At 40.6% G+C, this 25554-nt stretch carries 8 protein-coding genes, 4 tRNA genes and 6 rRNA genes; 1 reads left to right on the top strand and 17 read right to left on the bottom strand.

Going from position 1 to position 25554, the window contains the following annotated elements:
* Nucleotides 1–10 precede the first annotated feature (10 nt).
* The 11 genes from EG339_RS08830 to EG339_RS08780 form a co-directional block, all read right to left on the bottom strand.
* Complete coding sequence (locus EG339_RS08830) at nucleotides 11–1129, bottom strand: vWA domain-containing protein (protein ID WP_123869862.1); 1119 nt, start codon at nucleotides 1127–1129, stop codon at nucleotides 11–13.
* Nucleotides 1130–1552: 423 nt separating this feature from the next.
* Nucleotides 1553–1660, bottom strand: a 5S ribosomal RNA gene (gene rrf, locus EG339_RS08825).
* Nucleotides 1661–1839: 179 nt separating this feature from the next.
* Nucleotides 1840–4594: ribosomal RNA gene (locus EG339_RS08820) — 23S ribosomal RNA — on the bottom strand.
* A gap of 152 nt (nucleotides 4595–4746) precedes the next feature.
* Nucleotides 4747–4823: transfer RNA gene (locus tag EG339_RS08815), tRNA-Ala, on the bottom strand.
* A gap of 105 nt (nucleotides 4824–4928) precedes the next feature.
* Nucleotides 4929–5002 (bottom strand) — tRNA-Ile (locus EG339_RS08810).
* Between the two features lie 215 nt (nucleotides 5003–5217).
* Nucleotides 5218–6734: ribosomal RNA gene (locus EG339_RS08805) — 16S ribosomal RNA — on the bottom strand.
* A 1295-nt stretch (nucleotides 6735–8029) separates the two neighbouring features.
* Nucleotides 8030–8137 (bottom strand): 5S ribosomal RNA (gene rrf, locus EG339_RS08800).
* 179 nt (nucleotides 8138–8316) lie between these two features.
* Nucleotides 8317–11071: ribosomal RNA gene (locus EG339_RS08795) — 23S ribosomal RNA — on the bottom strand.
* A gap of 152 nt (nucleotides 11072–11223) precedes the next feature.
* Nucleotides 11224–11300, bottom strand: a tRNA-Ala gene (locus EG339_RS08790).
* 105 nt (nucleotides 11301–11405) lie between these two features.
* Nucleotides 11406–11479, bottom strand: a tRNA-Ile gene (locus EG339_RS08785).
* 215 nt (nucleotides 11480–11694) lie between these two features.
* Nucleotides 11695–13211 (bottom strand): 16S ribosomal RNA (locus EG339_RS08780).
* Together the 16S, 23S and 5S rRNA genes with 4 tRNA genes alongside form the textbook arrangement of a ribosomal RNA operon.
* A gap of 578 nt (nucleotides 13212–13789) precedes the next feature.
* On the opposite strand from EG339_RS08780, the gene EG339_RS24220 reads away from it, so the two are divergent.
* On the top strand, nucleotides 13790–13939 hold the full coding sequence (locus EG339_RS24220) for a hypothetical protein (protein WP_164466414.1): 150 nt from the start codon (nucleotides 13790–13792) through the stop codon (nucleotides 13937–13939).
* Nucleotides 13940–14249: 310 nt separating this feature from the next.
* Here the strand turns inward: EG339_RS24220 and EG339_RS08775 are convergent, their stop codons facing one another.
* The 6 genes from EG339_RS08775 to sov form a co-directional block, all read right to left on the bottom strand.
* On the bottom strand, nucleotides 14250–14546 hold the full coding sequence (locus tag EG339_RS08775; protein WP_228459729.1) for a VanZ family protein: 297 nt from the start codon (nucleotides 14544–14546) through the stop codon (nucleotides 14250–14252).
* Between the two features lie 55 nt (nucleotides 14547–14601).
* Nucleotides 14602–14979: a glycine cleavage system protein GcvH gene (gene gcvH, locus EG339_RS08770; RefSeq protein ID WP_066692756.1), complete on the bottom strand. Its 378-nt coding sequence runs from the start codon at nucleotides 14977–14979 to the stop codon at nucleotides 14602–14604.
* Nucleotides 14980–15107: 128 nt separating this feature from the next.
* Nucleotides 15108–16127: a T9SS type A sorting domain-containing protein gene (locus EG339_RS08765; protein ID WP_164466425.1), complete on the bottom strand. Its 1020-nt coding sequence runs from the start codon at nucleotides 16125–16127 to the stop codon at nucleotides 15108–15110.
* A 250-nt stretch (nucleotides 16128–16377) separates the two neighbouring features.
* On the bottom strand, nucleotides 16378–17355 hold the full coding sequence (locus EG339_RS08760; RefSeq protein ID WP_123869859.1) for a hypothetical protein: 978 nt from the start codon (nucleotides 17353–17355) through the stop codon (nucleotides 16378–16380).
* A 152-nt stretch (nucleotides 17356–17507) separates the two neighbouring features.
* A complete protein-coding gene (locus EG339_RS24490) occupies nucleotides 17508–18329 on the bottom strand; it encodes a hypothetical protein (RefSeq protein ID WP_228459728.1) in 822 nt (273 codons plus the stop codon).
* 117 nt (nucleotides 18330–18446) lie between these two features.
* Entirely contained in the window at nucleotides 18447–25508 is a 7062-nt protein-coding gene (sov, locus tag EG339_RS08750; protein WP_123872642.1) for a T9SS outer membrane translocon Sov/SprA, read from the bottom strand.
* Nucleotides 25509–25554 lie beyond the last annotated feature (46 nt).

Raw genomic sequence — 25554 nt, 5'->3', positions numbered from 1 at the left:
TAATAATTTTTTAACGGATTTTTTTCTTACGATTGGTCTCATAATCCTCAAAAATCATATGTCCTAATCCATTGAGTCCCGTATAAAAGGCTTTCCCTTGATTAGCTTCAGTAAATTCACTCACGAAACGTTGCAGATAAGGATCCTGTGCAATCATAAAAGTAGTGATCGGAATATGCAGCCTTCTTGCCTGAGATGCCATATTATAACATTTCTGGACAACATACTCATCCAAACCGTAAGAATTCATATAATAAGTACCATCAGCCTGACGAACACAACTTGGTTTTCCGTCGGTAATCATGAAAATCTGTTTATTGGTATTTCTCTTTCTTCGTAAAATATCCATTGCCAATTGAAGCCCAGCAACTGTATTGGTATGATAAGGACCAACCTGCAGGTAAGGCAGTTCCTGAATTTTAACAGGCCATGCATCGTCTCCAAAAACAATGATATCCAGAGTATCTTTCGGATAACGGGTGGTAATCAGTTCCGCAAGTGCCATTGCCACTTTTTTGGCCGGAGTAATGCGGTCTTCACCATACAATATCATACTATGGCTAATGTCAATCATCAGTACAGTACTCATCTGTGACTGATGAATGCTGTCTTCTACAATTAAGTCATCTTCAGTAAGATGAAAATCTCCGATTCCGTTATTGATTTGAGCATTCTTAAGACTTTCCGTAATAGAAATCTTTTCTACCGGATCTCCAAAGTTATAATTACGGAATTCTCCTGTAGCATCCTCTCCCGTTCCGCTTTTATTTGTTTTATGATTACCGTTACCACTTTTCCCAAGGTTTCCGAATATTTGATTAAGTGCCTGCTTACGGATATTCTGTTCCATTTTTGCACTCAGACGCATTCCATTTCCTCCATTAGGATCCACTTCTTCACGGATATAACCTTTCTTTTTAAGATCCTCAATAAAATCCTCAATAGTATATTCGGGAGTAGTAAGCTGATATTCTTCATCCAGCATCCGAAGCCAATCAATTGCTTCATCAAAATCACCTGAAGTGTGGGTTAACAAATCAGTAAAGATTTCCAGTAAACGATCAAATACGGATAGTTCTGGGGCTTTGTAAGTTTCAAATCTGAACCCTCTCACAATATGCTCTTTCATATAATAAAGTTACAACATAAATAAAAGGGCTTTAAGAGATTTATTCTATTTTAATTTTTATAAATAGAAATAATCTTAACTAAATTATTGGAAATTATTTTCAGGAGCTGTCTCCCGCTATCCACTCATACTCCTCACGCCCATGCTTACCGTGCCTGACCCTGCTCCTTTTCCAGTTCATGTTGCGGGGTAACCGCTCCTATCGGGGCTAGGAAGAATGCATGAATGATAAGTAATAGCAATAAGTAATCTATAATTGCTGATATTCAGAAGTAAGAATCGGAGATAATGGTATACAGGGTAAATGGATCTGGTAAAGAGCTTTCTTTGATATTGGGGTTGGTTTGGGTATTATACTCTTGGGTATGGCACAAAAAAAAATCCTTTATCACAATGATAAAGGATTTTTAAAAATAAAATAAAAACTGGCGGCGGCCTACTCTCCCGCGTTAGCAGTACCATCGGCGCTGGTGGGCTTAACTTCTGTGTTCGGAATGGGAACAGGTGAGCCCCACCGCTAAAACCACCCTAAAGAAGGTATATATTGTAAAATGTCGGTTGTAATATGTACAAGGTATTTATATCATACTTATTACATTCTATATTTTACAAGTTTTAAGCGATAAAAACTTTCACAAAGACAAAACCTTTACTGCGCATAAAGTACTTGTCATATTTATTATATTATAATTTTAGATTTAGCAACCATAGGCTATAAATCTACGGGTAATTAGTACTACTCGGCTATGACATTACTGTCTTTACACCTGTAGCCTATCAACGTCGTCATCTACAACGACCCTTAAAAGATGTCTCATCTTGAGGCGAGTTTCGCACTTATATGCTTTCAGTGCTTATCTCTTCCAAACGTAGCTACTCAGCGGTGCACCTGGCGGTACAACTGATACACCAGAGGTTTGTTCAATTCGGTCCTCTCGTACTAGAATCAAGCCCTCTCAAACATCTAACGCCCGCAATAGATAGAGACCGAACTGTCTCACGACGTTCTGAACCCAGCTCGCGTGCCACTTTAATGGGCGAACAGCCCAACCCTTGGGACCTTCTCCAGCCCCAGGATGTGACGAGCCGACATCGAGGTGCCGAACCTCCCCGTCGATGTGAGCTCTTGGGGGAGACTAGCCTGTTATCCCCGGAGTACCTTTTATCCTATGAGCGATGGCCCTTCCATACGGAACCACCGGATCACTATGTCCTGCTTTCGCACCTGATCGACTTGTAGGTCTCACAGTCAAGCACCCTTATGCCATTACACTCTACGCACGGTTACCAAGCGTGCTGAGGGTACCTTTGAAAGCCTCCGTTACTCTTTTGGAGGCGACCACCCCAGTCAAACTACCCACCACGCAATGTCCTTCTGAAAGAAGTTAGGCTCCAAGTAAGTAAAGGGTGGTATTTCAACGACGGCTCCACAAACACTAGCGTGCCTGCTTCAAAGCCTCCCACCTATCCTACACATTACTTACTCAAAGTCAATACGAAGTTATAGTAAAGGTTCACAGGGTCTTTTCGTCCCATTGCGGGTAATCGGCATCTTCACCGATACTACAATTTCACCGAGCTCGTGGCTGAGACAGTGCCCAGATCGTTACACCATTCGTGCAGGTCGGAACTTACCCGACAAGGAATTTCGCTACCTTAGGACCGTTATAGTTACGGCCGCCGTTTACTGGGGCTTCAGTTAATGCCTTCGGTTTAACCCTAAGCACCTTCCTTAACCTTCCAGCACCGGGCAGGTGTCAGACCCTATACAGCATCTTTCGATTTAGCAGAGTCCTGTGTTTTTGATAAACAGTCGCCTGGGCCTCTTCACTGCGGCCACCATTGCTGATGGCGTCTCTTCTTCCGAAGTTACGAGACTATTTTGCCTAGTTCCTTAGCCACGACTCACTCGAGCACCTTAGGATTCTCTCCTCGACCACCTGTGTCGGTTTTGGTACGGGTTGCTTCACTTCGGCTTTTCTTGGATCAGATTACTCTACAGCAGCTTCGCCCGAAGGCTAGGCCTTGACTATTCCGTCAGTCTCCAGCAGATACATCCAACCGTCCCCTTTTATTGTGAGCAAGTCAGGGAATATTAACCCTGTGTCCATCCACTACCCCTTTCGGGTTCGCGTTAGGTCCCGACTAACCCTCAGCTGATTAGCATGGCTGAGGAAGCCTTGGTCTTTCGGTGAGCAGGTTTCTCGCCTGCTTTATCGTTACTTATGCCTACATTTTCTTTTCTATCCGCTCCACAATACCTCACAGTACTGCTTCGGCGCAAATAGAATGCTCTCCTACCAGATGTACAATGTACAAATCCATAGCTTCGGTAATATGTTTATGCCCGATTATTATCCATGCCGGACCGCTCGACTAGTGAGCTGTTACGCACTCTTTAAATGAATGGCTGCTTCCAAGCCAACATCCTAGCTGTCAATGCAGTCCAACCGCGTTGCTTCAACTTAACATATATTTGGGGACCTTAGCTGTTGGTCTGGGTTCTTTCCCTCTCGGACATGGACCTTAGCACCCATGCCCTCACTGCCGCACAACATTTATTAGCATTCGGAGTTTGTCAGGAATTGGTAGGCGGTGAAACCCCCGCATCCAATCAGTAGCTCTACCTCTAATAAACTTTTTTGCGACGCTGCACCTAAATGCATTTCGGAGAGTACGAGCTATCTCCCAGTTTGATTGGCCTTTCACCCCTACCCACAGGTCATCCGAAGACTTTTCAACGTCAACCGGTTCGGTCCTCCACTCTGTGTTACCAGAGCTTCAACCTGCCCATGGGTAGATCACAAGGTTTCGCGTCTAATCCTACTAACTCAGCGCCCTATTCAGACTCGCTTTCGCTCCGGCTCCGGTACTTAATACCTTAACCTCGCTAGTAAAATTAACTCGTAGGCTCATTATGCAAAAGGCACGCCGTCACAGCTTTACGCTGCTCCGACCGCTTGTAGGCGTACGGTTTCAGGTTCTATTTCACCCTTCTATTCGAAGTGCTTTTCACCTTTCCTTCACAGTACTTGTTCACTATCGGTCTTTCAGGAGTATTTAGCCTTGGAGGATGGTCCCCCCATATTCAGACAGGATTTCACGTGTCCCGCCCTACTCATTTATCACTCAAATATGCCTTTCATATACGGGGCTATCACCCTCTATGGCTGTTCTTTCCAGAACATTCTATTAAACATATAAAAGCTTTTGGGCTAATCCGCTTTCGCTCGCCACTACTTACGGAATCTCTTCGATTTCTTTTCCTCCGGGTACTTAGATGTTTCAGTTCTCCGGGTTTGCTCCTCTTACGAGGTAATACATCTTCAATGTATTGGGTTGCCCCATTCGGACATCTGCGGATCTATTCGTGTGTGCCAATCCCCGCAGCTTTTCGCAGCTTACCACGTCCTTCGTCGCCTCTGAAAGCCTAGGCATCCGCCATACGCCCTTAACGATTTCTTTCCTATTTTTGGTTACTCAAGCGCTTTATGCGCTCGGTTTTCTCTTTGTGATGTCTTTACCGTTAATGTCAATGATCTTAAATCTATTTCTGATTTAATTCGCAAATATTGTTTTTGGCTCTATTTGCTTTTTTAAAACTAAACCATCTATGATGGTGGAGAATAAGGGAGTCGAACCCTTGACCTCCTGCGTGCAAGGCAGGCGCTCTAGCCAGCTGAGCTAATTCCCCCTCTAGTAGTGATGTACTTTGTATAATGTAAAATGTAGAATGTATCAGATTTAATCTCTTACATTGTACAAGCTACTTTGTACTTTTTACATCCCTTATAATTAGTAGTCTCGGGCAGGCTCGAACTGCCGACCTCTACATTATCAGTGTAGCGCTCTAACCAGCTGAGCTACGAGACTGTCTTTATGTTAGACCTTGAGAGCTAAGAATATAGAATAAAGACCTTTTCAACTTCTGTCTTTCATCTTTGTTCTTTTCTCTTGCCTCTTCCCTTTACTAATTTCTAGTGGGTGTTGTATTTTTATATATCAACCAAACAAAAAACTAAAGCTTGAACTTTAAGTAAGTTCTGTATCTTACGATACTAATTTTTTTATCGTCTAACGACGCTCTAAAATGAGATGTTCCAGCCGCACCTTCCGGTACGGCTACCTTGTTACGACTTAGCCCTAGTTACCTGTTTTACCCTAGGCAGCTCCTGTTACGGTCACCGACTTCAGGTACCCCAGACTTCCATGGCTTGACGGGCGGTGTGTACAAGGCCCGGGAACGTATTCACCGCGCCATGGCTGATGCGCGATTACTAGCGATTCCAGCTTCATAGAGTCGAGTTGCAGACTCCAATCCGAACTGAGACCGGCTTTCGAGATTTGCATCACATCACTGTGTAGCTGCCCTCTGTACCGGCCATTGTATTACGTGTGTGGCCCAAGGCGTAAGGGCCGTGATGATTTGACGTCATCCCCACCTTCCTCTCTACTTGCGTAGGCAGTCTCACTAGAGTCCCCAACTTAATGATGGCAACTAGTGACAGGGGTTGCGCTCGTTGCAGGACTTAACCTAACACCTCACGGCACGAGCTGACGACAACCATGCAGCACCTTGAAAAATGTCCGAAGAAAAGTCTATTTCTAAACCTGTCATTTCCCATTTAAGCCTTGGTAAGGTTCCTCGCGTATCATCGAATTAAACCACATAATCCACCGCTTGTGCGGGCCCCCGTCAATTCCTTTGAGTTTCAAACTTGCGTTCGTACTCCCCAGGTGGCTAACTTATCACTTTCGCTTAGTCTCTGAATCCGAAAACCCAAAAACGAGTTAGCATCGTTTACGGCGTGGACTACCAGGGTATCTAATCCTGTTCGCTCCCCACGCTTTCGTCCATCAGCGTCAGTTGTTGCTTAGTAACCTGCCTTCGCAATTGGTGTTCTAAGTAATATCTATGCATTTCACCGCTACACTACTTATTCCAGCTACTTCAACAACACTCAAGACTTGCAGTATCAATGGCAGTTTCACAGTTAAGCTGTGAGATTTCACCACTGACTTACAAATCAGCCTACGGACCCTTTAAACCCAATAAATCCGGATAACGCTTGCACCCTCCGTATTACCGCGGCTGCTGGCACGGAGTTAGCCGGTGCTTATTCGTATAGTACCTTCAGCTAGATACACGTATCTAGGTTTATCCCTATACAAAAGAAGTTTACAACCCATAGGGCCGTCGTCCTTCACGCGGGATGGCTGGATCAGGCTCTCACCCATTGTCCAATATTCCTCACTGCTGCCTCCCGTAGGAGTCTGGTCCGTGTCTCAGTACCAGTGTGGGGGATCACCCTCTCAGGCCCCCTAAAGATCGTAGACTTGGTGAGCCGTTACCTCACCAACTATCTAATCTTGCGCGTGCCCATCTCTATCCACCGGAGTTTTCAATACCAGATGATGCCATCCAGTATATTATGGGGTATTAATCTCCCTTTCGAAAGGCTATCCCCCAGATAAAGGCAGGTTGCACACGTGTTCCGCACCCGTGCGCCGCTCTCAAGTCTCCGAAGAGACTCTACCGCTCGGCTTGCATGTGTTAGGCCTCCCGCTAGCGTTCATCCTGAGCCAGGATCAAACTCTCCATTGTATGTTTGTCTGACTCACTCAAAGTTTTTTAACGCTTTAGTTTTTCCTTACTTGGTTGTTATATTGTATGTCAATGATCTTTTTATCTTCCGCTTTGTAACGAAGCAATCTCTCTGTCAGTGTCGCTCCGTATTTGCGAGTGCAAAAGTAAAACTTTATTTTGTATTGACCAAATGTTTTGAAAGAAAATTTTAAAGTTTTTCAAGTAACCTTAATCCTTCCCAAACCCTCAATCTATCTACTCCTGCGCTCCGAATTATTTCGGACTGCAAAGATACAAACTCTTTTTTAACTCGCAACTTTTATACAATAAAAATTAAAAGTTTTTTTTCGCCTGATATCTTAGTAGAATATAATGTTTATGCTTAGCTAAAAGCTCTTCTGCGCTTGTACTGATACTCTCGTTTTCAGTGGGGCAAAGATAACAACTTCTTACAACGCAAAACAAGTTTATTTAACATAAAATTCATTTGAGCATACCGATTGTGAATAAGTAACACGTTTAAACAATTGATTTATTTATACTTATATCCAATTTTATACTTATCCACAATTAGTATTTAATTAACTGGAATATGAAAATAAAAACTCAATATAATATATATAGCTGGTAGGCTTATAAAATTCGAAGATAAAATTATAGTGTTATTGGCATTAGGAAGTATGAAATATCTTTGAAGCAAATTCTGTGGAGATAGGAATCATGTAAATAAATCGATATTTGATAGATCTTGAGTTCTTTTCAAAATTAGAATACCCTTTGTGATAAGTAATGAATAATAATGAGTAAACTATAATGATGATAACCTATATACTACCCGAGCTGTGATTGCCCACTAACTTTATCATCCCCAGGGATTCAGACAGCGCTATCCAATATTATTGCCTCCTTTCCCCTCTGTTAGATCCTTACAGGATGACAATAGGCGGTCTATTAAGAATAGTAAGGATATTTAAGATCCCTGTTAAATGAATGGATTCGGAACAAAGTAAAAGAGGAAGCTGAAGAATAGAATATAGATTTATTAGAAATAAGGATAAAGCACAGTTCTGAAAAATAAAATATCAAAAGGTAAAGACTTAAAGAGGTGTGAAAAGTAAAAGGTGGATACTGGTTAACTGGTTAGTAAGAACATCAAGGGTTGCATCCATTACTCATTACTGATAGTTACCGGGGTTGGTTTTTGGTTTGGGTTTCCTTTGATATTGGGGTTGGTTTGGGTATTATACTCTTGGGTATGGCACAAAAAAAAATCCTTTATCACAATGATAAAGGATTTTTAAAAATAAAATAAAAACTGGCGGCGGCCTACTCTCCCGCGTTAGCAGTACCATCGGCGCTGGTGGGCTTAACTTCTGTGTTCGGAATGGGAACAGGTGAGCCCCACCGCTAAAACCACCCTAAAGAAGGTATATATTGTAAAATGTCGGTTGTAATATGTACAAGGTATTTATATCATACTTATTACATTCTATATTTTACAAGTTTTAAGCGATAAAAACTTTCACAAAGACAAAACCTTTACTGCGCATAAAGTACTTGTCATATTTATTATATTATAATTTTAGATTTAGCAACCATAGGCTATAAATCTACGGGTAATTAGTACTACTCGGCTATGACATTACTGTCTTTACACCTGTAGCCTATCAACGTCGTCATCTACAACGACCCTTAAAAGATGTCTCATCTTGAGGCGAGTTTCGCACTTATATGCTTTCAGTGCTTATCTCTTCCAAACGTAGCTACTCAGCGGTGCACCTGGCGGTACAACTGATACACCAGAGGTTTGTTCAATTCGGTCCTCTCGTACTAGAATCAAGCCCTCTCAAACATCTAACGCCCGCAATAGATAGAGACCGAACTGTCTCACGACGTTCTGAACCCAGCTCGCGTGCCACTTTAATGGGCGAACAGCCCAACCCTTGGGACCTTCTCCAGCCCCAGGATGTGACGAGCCGACATCGAGGTGCCGAACCTCCCCGTCGATGTGAGCTCTTGGGGGAGACTAGCCTGTTATCCCCGGAGTACCTTTTATCCTATGAGCGATGGCCCTTCCATACGGAACCACCGGATCACTATGTCCTGCTTTCGCACCTGATCGACTTGTAGGTCTCACAGTCAAGCACCCTTATGCCATTACACTCTACGCACGGTTACCAAGCGTGCTGAGGGTACCTTTGAAAGCCTCCGTTACTCTTTTGGAGGCGACCACCCCAGTCAAACTACCCACCACGCAATGTCCTTCTGAAAGAAGTTAGGCTCCAAGTAAGTAAAGGGTGGTATTTCAACGACGGCTCCACAAACACTAGCGTGCCTGCTTCAAAGCCTCCCACCTATCCTACACATTACTTACTCAAAGTCAATACGAAGTTATAGTAAAGGTTCACAGGGTCTTTTCGTCCCATTGCGGGTAATCGGCATCTTCACCGATACTACAATTTCACCGAGCTCGTGGCTGAGACAGTGCCCAGATCGTTACACCATTCGTGCAGGTCGGAACTTACCCGACAAGGAATTTCGCTACCTTAGGACCGTTATAGTTACGGCCGCCGTTTACTGGGGCTTCAGTTAATGCCTTCGGTTTAACCCTAAGCACCTTCCTTAACCTTCCAGCACCGGGCAGGTGTCAGACCCTATACAGCATCTTTCGATTTAGCAGAGTCCTGTGTTTTTGATAAACAGTCGCCTGGGCCTCTTCACTGCGGCCACCATTGCTGATGGCGTCTCTTCTTCCGAAGTTACGAGACTATTTTGCCTAGTTCCTTAGCCACGACTCACTCGAGCACCTTAGGATTCTCTCCTCGACCACCTGTGTCGGTTTTGGTACGGGTTGCTTCACTTCGGCTTTTCTTGGATCAGATTACTCTACAGCAGCTTCGCCCGAAGGCTAGGCCTTGACTATTCCGTCAGTCTCCAGCAGATACATCCAACCGTCCCCTTTTATTGTGAGCAAGTCAGGGAATATTAACCCTGTGTCCATCCACTACCCCTTTCGGGTTCGCGTTAGGTCCCGACTAACCCTCAGCTGATTAGCATGGCTGAGGAAGCCTTGGTCTTTCGGTGAGCAGGTTTCTCGCCTGCTTTATCGTTACTTATGCCTACATTTTCTTTTCTATCCGCTCCACAATACCTCACAGTACTGCTTCGGCGCAAATAGAATGCTCTCCTACCAGATGTACAATGTACAAATCCATAGCTTCGGTAATATGTTTATGCCCGATTATTATCCATGCCGGACCGCTCGACTAGTGAGCTGTTACGCACTCTTTAAATGAATGGCTGCTTCCAAGCCAACATCCTAGCTGTCAATGCAGTCCAACCGCGTTGCTTCAACTTAACATATATTTGGGGACCTTAGCTGTTGGTCTGGGTTCTTTCCCTCTCGGACATGGACCTTAGCACCCATGCCCTCACTGCCGCACAACATTTATTAGCATTCGGAGTTTGTCAGGAATTGGTAGGCGGTGAAACCCCCGCATCCAATCAGTAGCTCTACCTCTAATAAACTTTTTTGCGACGCTGCACCTAAATGCATTTCGGAGAGTACGAGCTATCTCCCAGTTTGATTGGCCTTTCACCCCTACCCACAGGTCATCCGAAGACTTTTCAACGTCAACCGGTTCGGTCCTCCACTCTGTGTTACCAGAGCTTCAACCTGCCCATGGGTAGATCACAAGGTTTCGCGTCTAATCCTACTAACTCAGCGCCCTATTCAGACTCGCTTTCGCTCCGGCTCCGGTACTTAATACCTTAACCTCGCTAGTAAAATTAACTCGTAGGCTCATTATGCAAAAGGCACGCCGTCACAGCTTTACGCTGCTCCGACCGCTTGTAGGCGTACGGTTTCAGGTTCTATTTCACCCTTCTATTCGAAGTGCTTTTCACCTTTCCTTCACAGTACTTGTTCACTATCGGTCTTTCAGGAGTATTTAGCCTTGGAGGATGGTCCCCCCATATTCAGACAGGATTTCACGTGTCCCGCCCTACTCATTTATCACTCAAATATGCCTTTCATATACGGGGCTATCACCCTCTATGGCTGTTCTTTCCAGAACATTCTATTAAACATATAAAAGCTTTTGGGCTAATCCGCTTTCGCTCGCCACTACTTACGGAATCTCTTCGATTTCTTTTCCTCCGGGTACTTAGATGTTTCAGTTCTCCGGGTTTGCTCCTCCTAAGAGGTGACATGTCTTCAACATGCCGGGTTGCCCCATTCGGACATCTGCGGATCTATTCGTGTGTGCCAATCCCCGCAGCTTTTCGCAGCTTACCACGTCCTTCGTCGCCTCTGAAAGCCTAGGCATCCGCCATACGCCCTTAACGATTTCTTTCCTATTTTTGGTTACTCAAGCGCTTTATGCGCTCGGTTTTCTCTTTGTGATGTCTTTACCGTTAATGTCAATGATCTTAAATCTATTTCTGATTTAATTCGCAAATATTGTTTTTGGCTCTATTTGCTTTTTTAAAACTAAACCATCTATGATGGTGGAGAATAAGGGAGTCGAACCCTTGACCTCCTGCGTGCAAGGCAGGCGCTCTAGCCAGCTGAGCTAATTCCCCCTCTAGTAGTGATGTTCTTTGTATAATGTAAAATGTATAATGTTTCAGATTTAATCTCTTACATTGTACAAGCTACTTTGTACTTTTTACATCCCTTATAATTAGTAGTCTCGGGCAGGCTCGAACTGCCGACCTCTACATTATCAGTGTAGCGCTCTAACCAGCTGAGCTACGAGACTGTCTTTATGTTAGACCTTGAGAGCTAAGAATATAGAATAAAGACCTTTTCAACTTCTGTCTTTCATCTTTGTTCTTTTCTCCTGCCTCTTCCCTTTACTAATTTCTAGTGGGTGTTGTATTTTTATATATCAACCAAACAAAAAACTAAAGCTTGAACTTTAAGTAAGTTCTGTATCTTACGATACTAATTTTTTTATCGTCTAACGACGCTCTAAAATGAGATGTTCCAGCCGCACCTTCCGGTACGGCTACCTTGTTACGACTTAGCCCTAGTTACCTGTTTTACCCTAGGCAGCTCCTGTTACGGTCACCGACTTCAGGTACCCCAGACTTCCATGGCTTGACGGGCGGTGTGTACAAGGCCCGGGAACGTATTCACCGCGCCATGGCTGATGCGCGATTACTAGCGATTCCAGCTTCATAGAGTCGAGTTGCAGACTCCAATCCGAACTGAGACCGGCTTTCGAGATTTGCATCACATCACTGTGTAGCTGCCCTCTGTACCGGCCATTGTATTACGTGTGTGGCCCAAGGCGTAAGGGCCGTGATGATTTGACGTCATCCCCACCTTCCTCTCTACTTGCGTAGGCAGTCTCACTAGAGTCCCCAACTTAATGATGGCAACTAGTGACAGGGGTTGCGCTCGTTGCAGGACTTAACCTAACACCTCACGGCACGAGCTGACGACAACCATGCAGCACCTTGAAAAATGTCCGAAGAAAAGTCTATTTCTAAACCTGTCATTTCCCATTTAAGCCTTGGTAAGGTTCCTCGCGTATCATCGAATTAAACCACATAATCCACCGCTTGTGCGGGCCCCCGTCAATTCCTTTGAGTTTCAAACTTGCGTTCGTACTCCCCAGGTGGCTAACTTATCACTTTCGCTTAGTCTCTGAATCCGAAAACCCAAAAACGAGTTAGCATCGTTTACGGCGTGGACTACCAGGGTATCTAATCCTGTTCGCTCCCCACGCTTTCGTCCATCAGCGTCAGTTGTTGCTTAGTAACCTGCCTTCGCAATTGGTGTTCTAAGTAATATCTATGCATTTCACCGCTACACTACTTATTCCAGCTACTTCAACAACACTCAAGACTTGCAGTATCAATGGCAGTTTCACAGTTAAGCTGTGAGATTTCACCACTGACTTACAAATCAGCCTACGGACCCTTTAAACCCAATAAATCCGGATAACGCTTGCACCCTCCGTATTACCGCGGCTGCTGGCACGGAGTTAGCCGGTGCTTATTCGTATAGTACCTTCAGCTAGATACACGTATCTAGGTTTATCCCTATACAAAAGAAGTTTACAACCCATAGGGCCGTCGTCCTTCACGCGGGATGGCTGGATCAGGCTCTCACCCATTGTCCAATATTCCTCACTGCTGCCTCCCGTAGGAGTCTGGTCCGTGTCTCAGTACCAGTGTGGGGGATCACCCTCTCAGGCCCCCTAAAGATCGTAGACTTGGTGAGCCGTTACCTCACCAACTATCTAATCTTGCGCGTGCCCATCTCTATCCACCGGAGTTTTCAATATCAAGTGATGCCACTCAATATATTATGGGGTATTAATCTTCCTTTCGAAAGGCTATCCCCCAGATAAAGGCAGGTTGCACACGTGTTCCGCACCCGTGCGCCGCTCTCAAGTCTCCGAAGAGACTCTACCGCTCGGCTTGCATGTGTTAGGCCTCCCGCTAGCGTTCATCCTGAGCCAGGATCAAACTCTCCATTGTATGTTTGTCTGACTCACTCAAAGTTTTTTAACGCTTTAGTTTTTCCTTACTTGGTTGTTATATTGTATGTCAATGATCTTTTTATCTTCCGCTTTGTAACGAAGCAATCTCTCTGTCAGTGTCGCTCCGTATTTGCGAGTGCAAAAGTAAAACTTTATTTTGTATTGACCAAATGTTTTGAAAGAAAATTTTAAAGTTTTTCAAGTAACCTTAATCCTTCCCAAACCCTCAATCTATCTACTCCTGCGCTCCGAATTATTTCGGACTGCAAAGATACAAACTCTTTTTTAACTCGCAACTTTTATACAATAAAAATTAAAAGTTTTTTTTCGCCTGATATCTTAGTAGAATATTATGTTTATGCTTAGCTAAAAGCTCTTCTGCGCTTGTACTGATACTCTCGTTTTCAGTGGGGCAAAGATAACAACTTCTTACAACGCAAAACAAGTTTATTTAACATAAAATTCATACTGACTACGCTTTTTACCCCTAATACGCTGATACCATGGACGAAAAATTTTTAAACATTTGTTTGGAGAAAGGGGATTGAATTATATGTGAAGGTAATGGGTAATGGAATGTATACATTATATATAACAGGTCTTGGGTTATTTCAGGATTTGGTGTTGGTATGGCTTTTAGAGGATTACAGTATGGAAGGCAATTGTAAAATCGGAAGTGAATATTTTTATTTCCCACAGATGGCACAGATTTTCACAGGGGATTAGGGATTGTGGTGTTGGATTGTTAGAAAACACCCTCGTCAGAAGAATGATAAAAGCCTCTTCTTATAGACAATGGTTAAGTTAAGGCTTATCTATTAATCATTGCTCATTACCTATCATTCACACTTCCTCCCTAGCCCCGATAGCAGCGGTTACCCCACAACAGAAATTGGAAAGCTACAGGATTTAAGCATTGGAATGCCAAAGGGTGAGGAGTATGAGCGGATAGCGGGATAAAGCTCCTGAAAAAATTTGAGTATTGAAGGAAAAATATTAAAACGTCATCATCCAGAAAGATATTCCTAAAACAGGATTAGAAAAATCGTTTGATTAAGAACTTATAAGTCAAGTAACCTATGAGGCAGCCAACTGTATCAGCAACAATATCCAATGTTTCCATCGATCTTCCGAGTCCCATTTCTTCCTGCAGAATTTCTGTAAGGAAGGCATATATAAGAATGATCTGAAAAAAGTAAGAAAATTTAATCTTGGGAAATGCAGCGATGAAAGAAAACCCTAAGGCGGCAAAAATACTTACATGCAATACTTTATCAATACCGCTGAACATGAACCAGTATTCATGATTCTCTTCTCCGGGTTTGAGAAGCATATAAGTAAGAAATGCCCAATAAATGGGCAATATCTTACTAAATATTTTTGAAATTTTATCCAATGATAGCTTTATAATCTTCTGCAGAAAGCAATTCTGACTGATCTGCTCCATCAGCAACTTCTAATTTGATGATCCATCCGTTTCCATAAGGATCTGTATTTAACAGCTCCGGCTGGTCTTCCAATTCTGAGTTGAATTCGATAACCTTTCCTGAAATAGGCAAGAATAAGTCTGAAACAGTTTTTACTGCTTCTACACTTCCGAAAACGTCTCCGCCATTAAGATCATCATCTACCGTATCTACATCTACATAAACGATGTCTCCAAGTTCTCCCTGCGCAAAGTCTGTAATACCGATTGTAGCTACATTACCCTCAATCTTGATCCATTCGTGATCTTTAGTGTACTTTAATTCTGATGGTGTGTTCATTTTTAAATTTTTATTTTCTACAAATGTATTCAAAATTCTAAAAGGTTCAAAGCGTTAATAAGCATCTCCATTAAATTTTGATTGTAAATAAAAAAATCGCTGCAAAAGCAGCGATTGAGATCAAATACTTACTTTTTTATAATCTTATTTGGATAGTTCTTTCCGTTTGAATCTATGAGGGTTACCATATAAATCCCGGCAGGATACTGAGATAAGTTAACCTGAACAGTATTCATAGATGAGAGATCTTTTGTTACAATCCTCTTGCCATCTAATGAATATACTTCTAAGGTTTTGAAATTTTTACCATTAAAGTCAATATTCAGTATATCTTTGGTAGGGTTTGGATATAACTTAATATTCTTATTGATAACAAATTCTTGAGCAGAAAGAGCATCGTTAAACACAATTTCTCCGTAATATGGATGATTTTCTAATTTCATGCCAACCTGCTTAAGATATAGTGTTTCATTAGGTGTTTCCGTTATCTTAGGATTAAGCATATCATCAAAAGTAAGGGAGCATGCAGGAATATCCATTGGCAAAGGAGCTTGTGCTTTTGCAGTGAATTCTACCCCAGTTGTAGCAGCAACACTAAACCCAGGTTTCATAACAACAGAATATTTTCCAGATATAGCAACACTTTTATACCCAGTCAGCTTCTCTGTCTTACCATCTAAAATTACCGTTTTGGTATCATATGTCGTAGCATTAAAATCATATCCAAAGTTAGGTGATCTATATAAAAACATATTTAAACCACTATATGCTACGTTCTTAAACTCTTCTCTTCCATTAACAACACTTCCCGCACTAAAATAATAATTATCCAGCTTTTGGGGGCGGTGATAGGCTGCCGGATAAAATATATTATCACTATATCTTATATAAGGATGCGCCAAATAGTCTACTTCTCTTATGCTAAACTTCCTAAGTCTTAAACTATTTCCATAATAATCATCAACACTAATTACATACCGGCTATCAAATGCTCCAACATCTTTCCATTTAAGTGGAAAACTTTTATCTTTTTTCCAGTTTCCACTACTATCCTTAATAAAATTTTGATAAAAGTAATTTCCATATTCACTGCTCACATTAGGTTTCCAGTCTCCATCAGTTAATTTAATAATTTCATTATCTTTCATTATAAAAATAGTTTCGTAAAAAGATGCGTATTTAAACTCTGTTGGCATCGTGATGTGAGAAGAACTGGCTGAATTATTAGATAAGTTAACCTGGATCAGTTCAAAAGATTGAGCACCATTAGTATTTTATAAACTATATTATATACATTATCTGATTTTTTAAATATAAATAGTGCATCTTGAGTACCATTACTACCGGGGTTTGATAAAAAAGGATATCAATAAAGTATATTTTAATTTTTTCATTTAATCAGTTCTTGTTGGATTTTAATTCAGTAACTTCTTTCACTAATTTATCATTACTCTCCTGAAGTTTCTTAAGCTGTTTATTCTGTTCTATAGTATAAAGTGTCAGCTCTTCTATTTTCTGCAATAGCTTAATCTGGAATTCTCCTACATTCACCCCTTCTCTTTCCATTTCTTTTGCAGAAGCAATTTCAGGAAGATGTTTCTTTTCTTTGATGTGCTTTTCAACGACTTCTAACTTTGGTAAGTTATAGTTTTCATCAAATACGAAATCTGCGGTTGGTGTTAAGGTTACTTTAATTTCTTTTGCTTCAAATTTGCCTTGGAGTGAAGCATTATCCCCTTTTACCAATAAAGAAGTTCCTAATCTTGTTCCCCCCGTAAAGTCATTGTTATAATTCAGGGCTAAAACATTTCCGTCATCATGAACCATTGCTCTTCCTCCAGAACCTCTGAGTGGATACTCAAACCATAAGTCTGCAGCTCCATTAAATGTAAATTTACCCACATCCCCTACTCTGAATGTGCCCTTCACATCTAAATTATATGAGGGATTTTCAATTCCTATCCCAACGTTTTGATTATTCTGATTTCCACTAATACGAGAACTGAATGCTGGCATAGCACTACAGATGATCCACCATTGTGTTCCTGTAGATTTATACTGATCAAACTCTGCCTGGCTTGTTACAAAAGAACTGTACGTTGTAAAATCGGAGCCATCAAATGGCTGGTCAAAGTAGTTCCCTTTAACCACTGCTTGCGGCTGCCAGGAAGGATTAATTTGGGTATTAGCGTTATACTCTAATGAATTAACACCATCCCATGGAATAACCATAACAGCGAAATTCAGACCTGGATTTTTGGCAGCAATTACTGCATATCCAGCTGCTCTGGCATTAATCATTTGTTTTTCTGTAAGCGTCTGTCCAAACATTAGCGTAACAGCTAAAGTTAAGGAAAATAGTAATGTTTTTCTCATCTTTAAATTGATAATATATTAGGGCTATATACCCGAGAATTATGTATTTATACTACTTTTTTTATTTCACCCTATTTTTAAGTTATTCAATTCACTACAAGGCTTTGCAGTACTGCAGTACAATAAAAAAGTTGTATAAATCATTTTAAGTTTTAATAGTTATTATTTGATTTTTTTAAAGCTTCAATTTCTTCAGCTTGCTTTTTCACCTGCTTATTCAGTTCAATTGTGTACAGTGTCAGTTCTTCTATTTTTTGCAATAGTTTAATCTGGAATTCTCCTACATTCACTCCTTCTTTTTCCATTTCTTTTGCGGAAGCAATTTCAGGAAGATGTTTCTTTTCTTTGATGTGTTTTTCAACGGCTTCTAACTTTGGTAAGTCATAGTCTTCATCAAATACGAAATCTGCGGTTGGTGTTAAGGTTACTTTAATTTCTTTAGCTTCAAATTTACCTTGGAGTGAAGCATTTCCATTTGGGGTAAATCTTGCTACTTCGTTTTGATTGAATCTTATCGCCATTGCTTCTATAGGATAGCTACCACTCCTTACAATTCCTAAATCTGCAGTATCATTATACCAAGTAAAACGCAACATTGAATTCATTGAATTGGCAGCATTTAATGACTCTAAAAACTTAATTGTTTTCGGTTCTCCTCCAAAAACAATATCAAGCTTAGCTTGAGGATTAATTGTTCCAACACCAATATTTCCATCTTCTTTTATAGTGAACATCGATTGTCCTATATAATTACCTTTAAAGACTACCCATGATTGAGTGCCTACATTTCCAGAAAACCAATTATTAGTTCCATCCAACATTCGAGATTGGATACCTTGAGTAAATCCTCCTGTATCTATATTTCTCTCTAAAATAAGAGTGGGGGAATAATTCTTAATTTTCAGATCAGTAAATTCTTGTTGCGCTGATAACATGGATGACATCAGTATAAAAGCGAATAATTTTTTTTTCATATTCTGTTTAAATTTTCGGCGAAGATACCAATTAATCCAATAAATTGTGGATTATTAAATAAAATTAAAGCCCCTTTCGTTTTAGAAAGAGGCTTTATTATAAAGTTTATCTTATTCCTAGAATCCGCCGCCGGAATCTCCAAACGTAAAAGTTGCAGAAATACCTGCTCTGATCGTAGACAGCGGGAAAGCTGTTGAGATCTTATACTTTGAAGTCATCTGTTCGTAGAAGAGTCTCAGGTTTAAGTTCTCAGAGACATTATAGTCTGCCGAAAGCTTAATGTTAAGAAGTCTTTGCCCTCCCGTAATCTGTGAATCGTTCAGCAGAATATTCATGATGGAAGTTTTACTGTCTCTTAGTGAAATATCTCCTCTGATATTCAGATCGCTTCCTTTTCCTCTGGTTCCTCTTCCTCTGATATTGGCGGTACCAAGTCTGAAATTACGAACAATATATCCGAGTCTTACTACATATTCTGTATTGGAGTCTTCAGTAAGAGTATGATTTACCAGTCCTAATACCATCATTCGGTTTTTGTTGTACTGTAACCCGAACTGCATATTGTTCCTCATGGTAACATCTATCCCAAGAAGTGGTGAGAAAGATTCTACATATCCTACCTGAGCAAATGTATAAGGATTAATCTTATCTCCATCATTTAACTTAATATTACCAGCATTATCTACTGTCTGATAATATCCGTCCGGATTACTATGATAATCAATATTACTCTGAATTCCCGTTGCTGTATAGGTAGCTGTATAAGCATGCAAAATATCAAACTTTGTAAACTGCCCGCTAATCATTGGAATGTTCTTTAATCCTGAATAGGTTATTCTCCAGTTTGGCAATGGCATTCCTGCTTTTTTAGGATTCCCTATCGGAGAAACAGATTTACCTTCAAGAGCTGCTCTGAATGCCGGAATCAATACATACGCGTTGGCTATACTATAATGTTTGGCAAATCCGTCATTTCCTATTTCTGCATTAGGTCCACCCAGCTGCTGTGAAAGTTTCATTGCGTTTTCTCTGATTGCCTGGTATACTGCAGTTCCATCTTTAAAGGATGAATTAAGCAACATGGTAGAGTTTGAATAGGTGATCATATCTGTTGCAAATGTAAAGTTAGGATCAGGAACTCCGGCACCATTCACATAATTAAATCCGGTGTGTGAGAAGTTACTGTTGAAGTTATGCAGTACATTAAGATCTATTCTGAGATCATTCATCGGCATTACCTGTAAATTTGCCCGCAATTCTTTTGTTGACATTCTTACATAAGCATCAGTCATATAATTAGAGTCACTTACCCAGCCATTTTCCATAACGGTTCTTCTGATATCTGCCTGAGACCCTAACAGGAATCCGATGGTAGGCCCCCCTAATGTCTGACCATATCCATACCAATTTGGTGCAGACAATAGACCGGGAAGTACAGTACCGTTATTTTCAGTATAGCTCACATCCAACTGCTTGAAAGAAGTCAGGAAGAATGCTGCACTTTGAAGTGGAGTAAGCTTATTTTTGAATTTATATTTCTTATATCTGTATCTGTTCTTTTCCCATTGTTTTGTATATACATTGTTTAGGGAATCCATTTCCTGCTTACGTTTCTGCAGCTTGGCACTAATATTTTTAAAATAATTAAACTGTCCGAAGAATTTAGGAATATCAGCTGTTGCCGTAGCCTGGATAACATTAGTATTCTGACCTATGGAGCCTAAACTTTCCGCTCTGTTGGTTTCGGGGTTCACCATACCATATAATGCGGTACTTCTTGCATTCCAGTTATATGTAAATCCGTATCCTACTTCCGCATCAATAAAGTCCAGATAAGGCAAATACTGGAATGGCAGCTTGTAATTCAGCTGTACCCTGTGATTATACAATACCGGTCTACCTGCTCTGAATACATTTCCGAAGATGGATTTATTGTTCATTGAACTTACATCAATATTATCATTAAGTGTTCTGGTTGCAGAATTAATCTCCAGTTTTAATGATTTTGTAAAGTTGAACCCTAAACCATACTGCCATCCGAAATAGAAGTTTCTGTTTCTGATTGCATTTATATCTCCGCTGGTATTTCCTCCTAAAACAGCTTCAATATTTCTAAACTCAAGTTCATTATAGTTTCTGTCAATCTCTGTTCTGAAAGATAACCTTGTCGGAATAGGGTTGATATTAAATTCTTTTACCCATCTCAGATATTTAGTAGATTTTGCAGTATCACTAATCATTTTATTGAAAGGTTTTATCACCCATGGCTTAAATGTATAGTTATAATCAATATATCCTCTCAGATACTGTCTGTAATTTCTCTTGGTATAAATATCCCTGAAATAATCATCATTATACACCGCCGTTACTGAAACGTTTTCGATATCATAAAACTTAGGCTTTTTATTCTGATTCACTCTTTCTTTACGCATATTAACCACTCCGATACTTCTTTGCTGCGTATATGTTCTAGCCACTTTTTTCAGCTGTTCCCTATTTGGAGCTTTGCTGAATTCAACATCGGTATCCAAAGGATTATACTTCGGATCTTCGATGGTTTGTGAGTAAGAATAGTTTAATGGAATTTTAACCCCGGTCTTTTCCGGTAAAAGTTTATCCACATTAATAGCTGTATTGATACTGAATGCTGATTGAGTTGACTGATTTCTTTCTGCCGGTTTAGAATCAATATTTCCAAATCCTACTGAGGTATATGATGCATTGGTATTAACGGTTGCGAAATCTCCTAAGTTGAAATTTAAACTTGCATTTCCTGCATATCCACCATCATTTTCAATTTCGGAAAGACGGATTTCGTTAACCCATAATATTCTGTTTATATTTAAACCTGTTTCGTCCCTAGGTATTCCATTCCTAATACCAATCATAATGGTTGTCACATTCCCTAAGCTTGGGCGTCCTTTAATATAAATTCTTTTCTGGTTATCACCTCCTCCAAAAGCAGGATCAAGGAATCTCTGCATAATTTTATCAGCATACATTTTATCTCTTCTGATCTTAGCATCCACAAAATTCTGAATATCAAGGTTCACTTCATTTTCCATTGGCCAGATTTCCATTGGAGCTGTTGCCGAAGTTGAAGTAAGCCTTAAAGACGCTTCATATTCATAATAGTTATCTGTAGCATCATTTCCGAAACGAATAAAGAATTTAGTTGCTTTATCCAATCCTATTACTCTACCTAATGGCTCATGAGCATGCACAAAAAGTTTTAACTTTTTATATCTTCTCATATCCAGACTTGTATTTTTGAATACCCCCTGTGCTTTACCTGGTCTCAACTCATTAGCTTTCAAATACAATGAAGCTTCATTCTGTCTTTGTGCACCTGCATTTCCACTTAAAACCTGTCTGTCAATTCCAGGAGGCAATACATAAGGTGGCTGGTTAAGAGCATTTTCTTCTATATTTACACTTCCTACTTCCAGTTTTTCAATCTCTGAATCTGCTGCTGCCCCTTCATCCGCTACCGGCTCTAATTCTTTATTTGAATAAGGTGCAAGAGTTTTAGGATACTTTCTCCAGTCTGATCTTACAAGATCCATTGTCCCGAATCTCAAAGTAGAAGTGTTTTCGAATCCTGTAAGCATTAATCTTGCAAATCTTACATTATTAAGAACTGTTTCACTATGGGCTCCCTGTGTTTTATCAAACTTGGCAACCGGAATTCTGAACAGGTACCATTTCACATCAGCAGACTGTCCGTTCTGGAAAACAGCTTTCACTGTTTTAACATCAACAATATTATTCTCAGCCCCTAATGAAAGACTGGCCTGATCTAATTTTATCGGGTACTCATTATAGCTTTCAATCTGATCCAGGTTATAGTCTCTGTTGATATCTTCAGCATCCGGAGTTTGTGAAGCCACACTCAGTGAATTTGCTTCTGAGTTTCCATCAGGGTTTCTGAAGTATTTGTAACGCTCAACCAATGAAGCAGCCTGATTACCCGTGAATTTATCTGACATATAGAACACAAAGTCATCCACAGCAGGGTCAACAATATTGGTTACGGGGTTTACAAAAGTATTCCCGAATCTCATTGCTTCCTGGTCTGAACTCAAACCGTCATATCCCACATCCTGTGCTTTTCTTCCATCTCCTTCTGTAGAGAATGCATATAGAATAGGTGGCTGCTTTGGCTGTACTCCCCAATTTGAAGTTGTTGTAGCTGATGCTGTTCCTGGTGAAGGAAGACCGTTTTCATACAACATTTTCCCATCTTTAAGGATATCTTCAGATACGTTCCCTAGGTGCAATAATAATTTTGGATTATCCCCAAGTTTATTACCGTCAGCATAAGGATCCATCATCCAAAATTCAACATATTCAATGTTCGAGCTTACAAAATTGGGTACACTGATTGGTCTCATAATACCACCCCATCTGCTGACCGCCGGTTCTGTTCCCGGATTTACGTTATAAGGTCCTTTTTCTTTTGGATAAAAAGAGATATCTAAAGTATTGGTAAAGGTTTGATCTCCCGCCACAAAATCCCTGCTATTATAAATTTCGGAAAGCATTACCCTTCTTGATGCGTGATTGGATACAGACTCCGGGGTAATTCCTCCGGGAGCTTTACCTCCAACTCCCCAGAATCTCGGGTCAATAAAATACCATGACAATAATCCTCTTCCATAACCGCTTGTAATATCATCACTTGTTGGAGGAATATTGAAAGGTGGTTCTGTATTTTTTTCAGGTCTTGATGCCAGGCTCCAGGCTGCAGGCTCTTTTAAAGATATTTTAGAGGTTGTCTGCTCAAAATCGTCAATATAAGACTGGTTATTAGTTGCATTATTCAATCCCGGAAGAAGATACGCAGCCTCCATTTTGAAGTTAATATTGGACGGGGCTTCAGTCTTTATCAATGGAAGCTTATCTGTAAATCTTGTAAGATAAGGTGCCTGATTATTATACATCATATTGATCCCCGCCATTGTGTTGTTAACAGCTTCCTGCCCAAAGTTTACCTTTTGGGTAAGCGGAGATTCTGAATAATTGATAACTGTTCCTCCTAAAATAAAATGTTCGTTGAATCTTCTTTCTAAATTCAGTCCCAGGAATCTTTTTCTTTGGGTATTGAATGTAAGCTGGTTCTCTAATGAAATATTAATAGCCTGACCGGATTGTTTTACGTTTTCATTAATAATCGTAACCGTACCAAGCATATAGTCTACGGTATAATCTACTCCTTCGGAAAGCTGTACTCCGTTTGCCGAAACTTTTACGGATCCCTGAGGTACATTAACAGCTCCAAGGGAAATCCCCTGACCCTGAACACCTTTGTAACGGCCTTCAATGGTGTAACGTTGAGGAACCGTGGTTTGCCCGGATGCAGGTTTGATCTGATCATACAGATCATGGAAAACATATTGAGGATCATTTGCGCCTAATACCTGTTGCATATAGTCTCCAAAAGGCTGCACTTTGGTAAAGATAATCCTACCGGTTTCAGGTTTTACCGTAATTCCCGGTACAAAATCGAAAACTCCGTCTCCTTTAGTTCCATCCTTATTATTTTGGATATCACCATTCATGTTAAGACGGTCCCAGTTCAGCAATTTTAAAAGATTTAAATCTTTAACGTTTGTATCCGGAAGATAGTTTACCTTACCTCCGGTTTTCTGGTCTCTATAGTATACATTAAGTATAAATCCATCAGGAGAAACCTGGCCTGCATCTAAAGAATAAATGTTCTTCATCATTAGTTTCCACATGGGAGAAGATACATCTACACTGTTATTTACTTTCAGTACTTTAGTAATCAAAACCGGGCTCTCTTCTGAAAATTCCCCTACTTTGTATACTTTATTGCTTCCATTTACCGTGTATGAATAGGATACTGCCAAAAGCTGCTGATCATTAAGTTTTTGGTTCAATGAAATATATCCCAATTGAGGCTGAAATGTAAATTCGTTGGCATTCAGCTTTCTTGCTTTGCTATTAAAGATAAAATGCTCACCATTTATGTAAGGAGGTGATCCTGCAAATGACTGTCCCTGATAAACTCCATTATAGTCTTTACCGGCTTCTCTTACCCCGGCTGCTTTTGAAATATCATCATACAAATTATTCACGGAGTTATCCGGCAATGTACCTCCATTTTCGCCAAGGTCTCTAATTCCAATAATCCCCTTCTGATAAGCCAAATTGCTATTTCCCTGGTCTAATACCCAAACTTCAAGCCTGGTAATATTGATGGTGGAATTGATCTGTGGATAATTAATTAAAGCATTATCATATTTATCAAGGAAATAATGTCCCAAAAAGTAGTGCTGGTTCTCTTCATAGTCCGTTACATTAACTTTAAAGTTATTCATTACCCCACCACCCTGTACAACAATATTTCTGGCTTCACCCTGTTGCTGTGAAAGAACAACGGTTCCAAAAGTTTTCCCTAGCTGGAATTCTGTTTTTACCCCGAACAATGATTGTGAACCACGGATTAAGCTTGTTGAAAGCGGCATATTTACGTTACCGAATTCTACTCTTTTAATGATTTTATCTTCTCCGCCTTCAGTAGGTTTATCTACATTTCCCAGACCTTTACTCTGAAGATCCTTCCAGCTTCCTTTTGCCTGCCACACAAGGTTCATTCTGTTTTCAAAGGCAAAACCGCTCTGGGTGTCATAATTGGCTTTTAGCTGAAGGTTCTCTCCTACTTTCCCCAATAATCCAAGCTGAATTCTCTGGTCTATATCAAAAGTAAAGCTGGTCCTGTTCTGTGGTAGGATCAGCGGGTTATCAATTTTCTGGTAAAGTCCTGCAAAGTCAATGGATGCATATCCGGAAGGGATGATCTCAATTTTATTTCCCCCGAACAGGGTTTCAAATAGTTTGTTATTGATCATTACTGAAGGGATGAGTCCCTTCTTTCTGGCATCACTTTTGTCTTTTCTGAAAAGGAGATTATATTTTTCCGATTTCTCCTTATAATATGCTCTGGTCTGGAGGGCAAGTACATATTCTTTATACTCTTCCGGAGACATGGCAGTTGGAGGGCCGGTAATTGTATTTCCGATTTTGGGATATACGTAATACATCCCGGTTTTTATATCGAAATAGGCCTCATACCTCGTGGGGTCTGCTATTTCGTATTGCTTTCGTATGATCGTTGTGTCTTTCGCCTGTTGTGCAAAGGCACTTACAGACATAAACAGGAACGATAGGAACAAAAATATTTTAAAATGCTTATTATTC

It is taken from the genome of Chryseobacterium bernardetii (genome assembly GCF_003815975.1).
GTDB classification, from domain to species: domain Bacteria; phylum Bacteroidota; class Bacteroidia; order Flavobacteriales; family Weeksellaceae; genus Chryseobacterium; species Chryseobacterium bernardetii.
The sequence above is the reverse complement of the archived record's forward strand: the minus strand, read 5'-3'. Positions and strand labels throughout refer to the sequence as shown.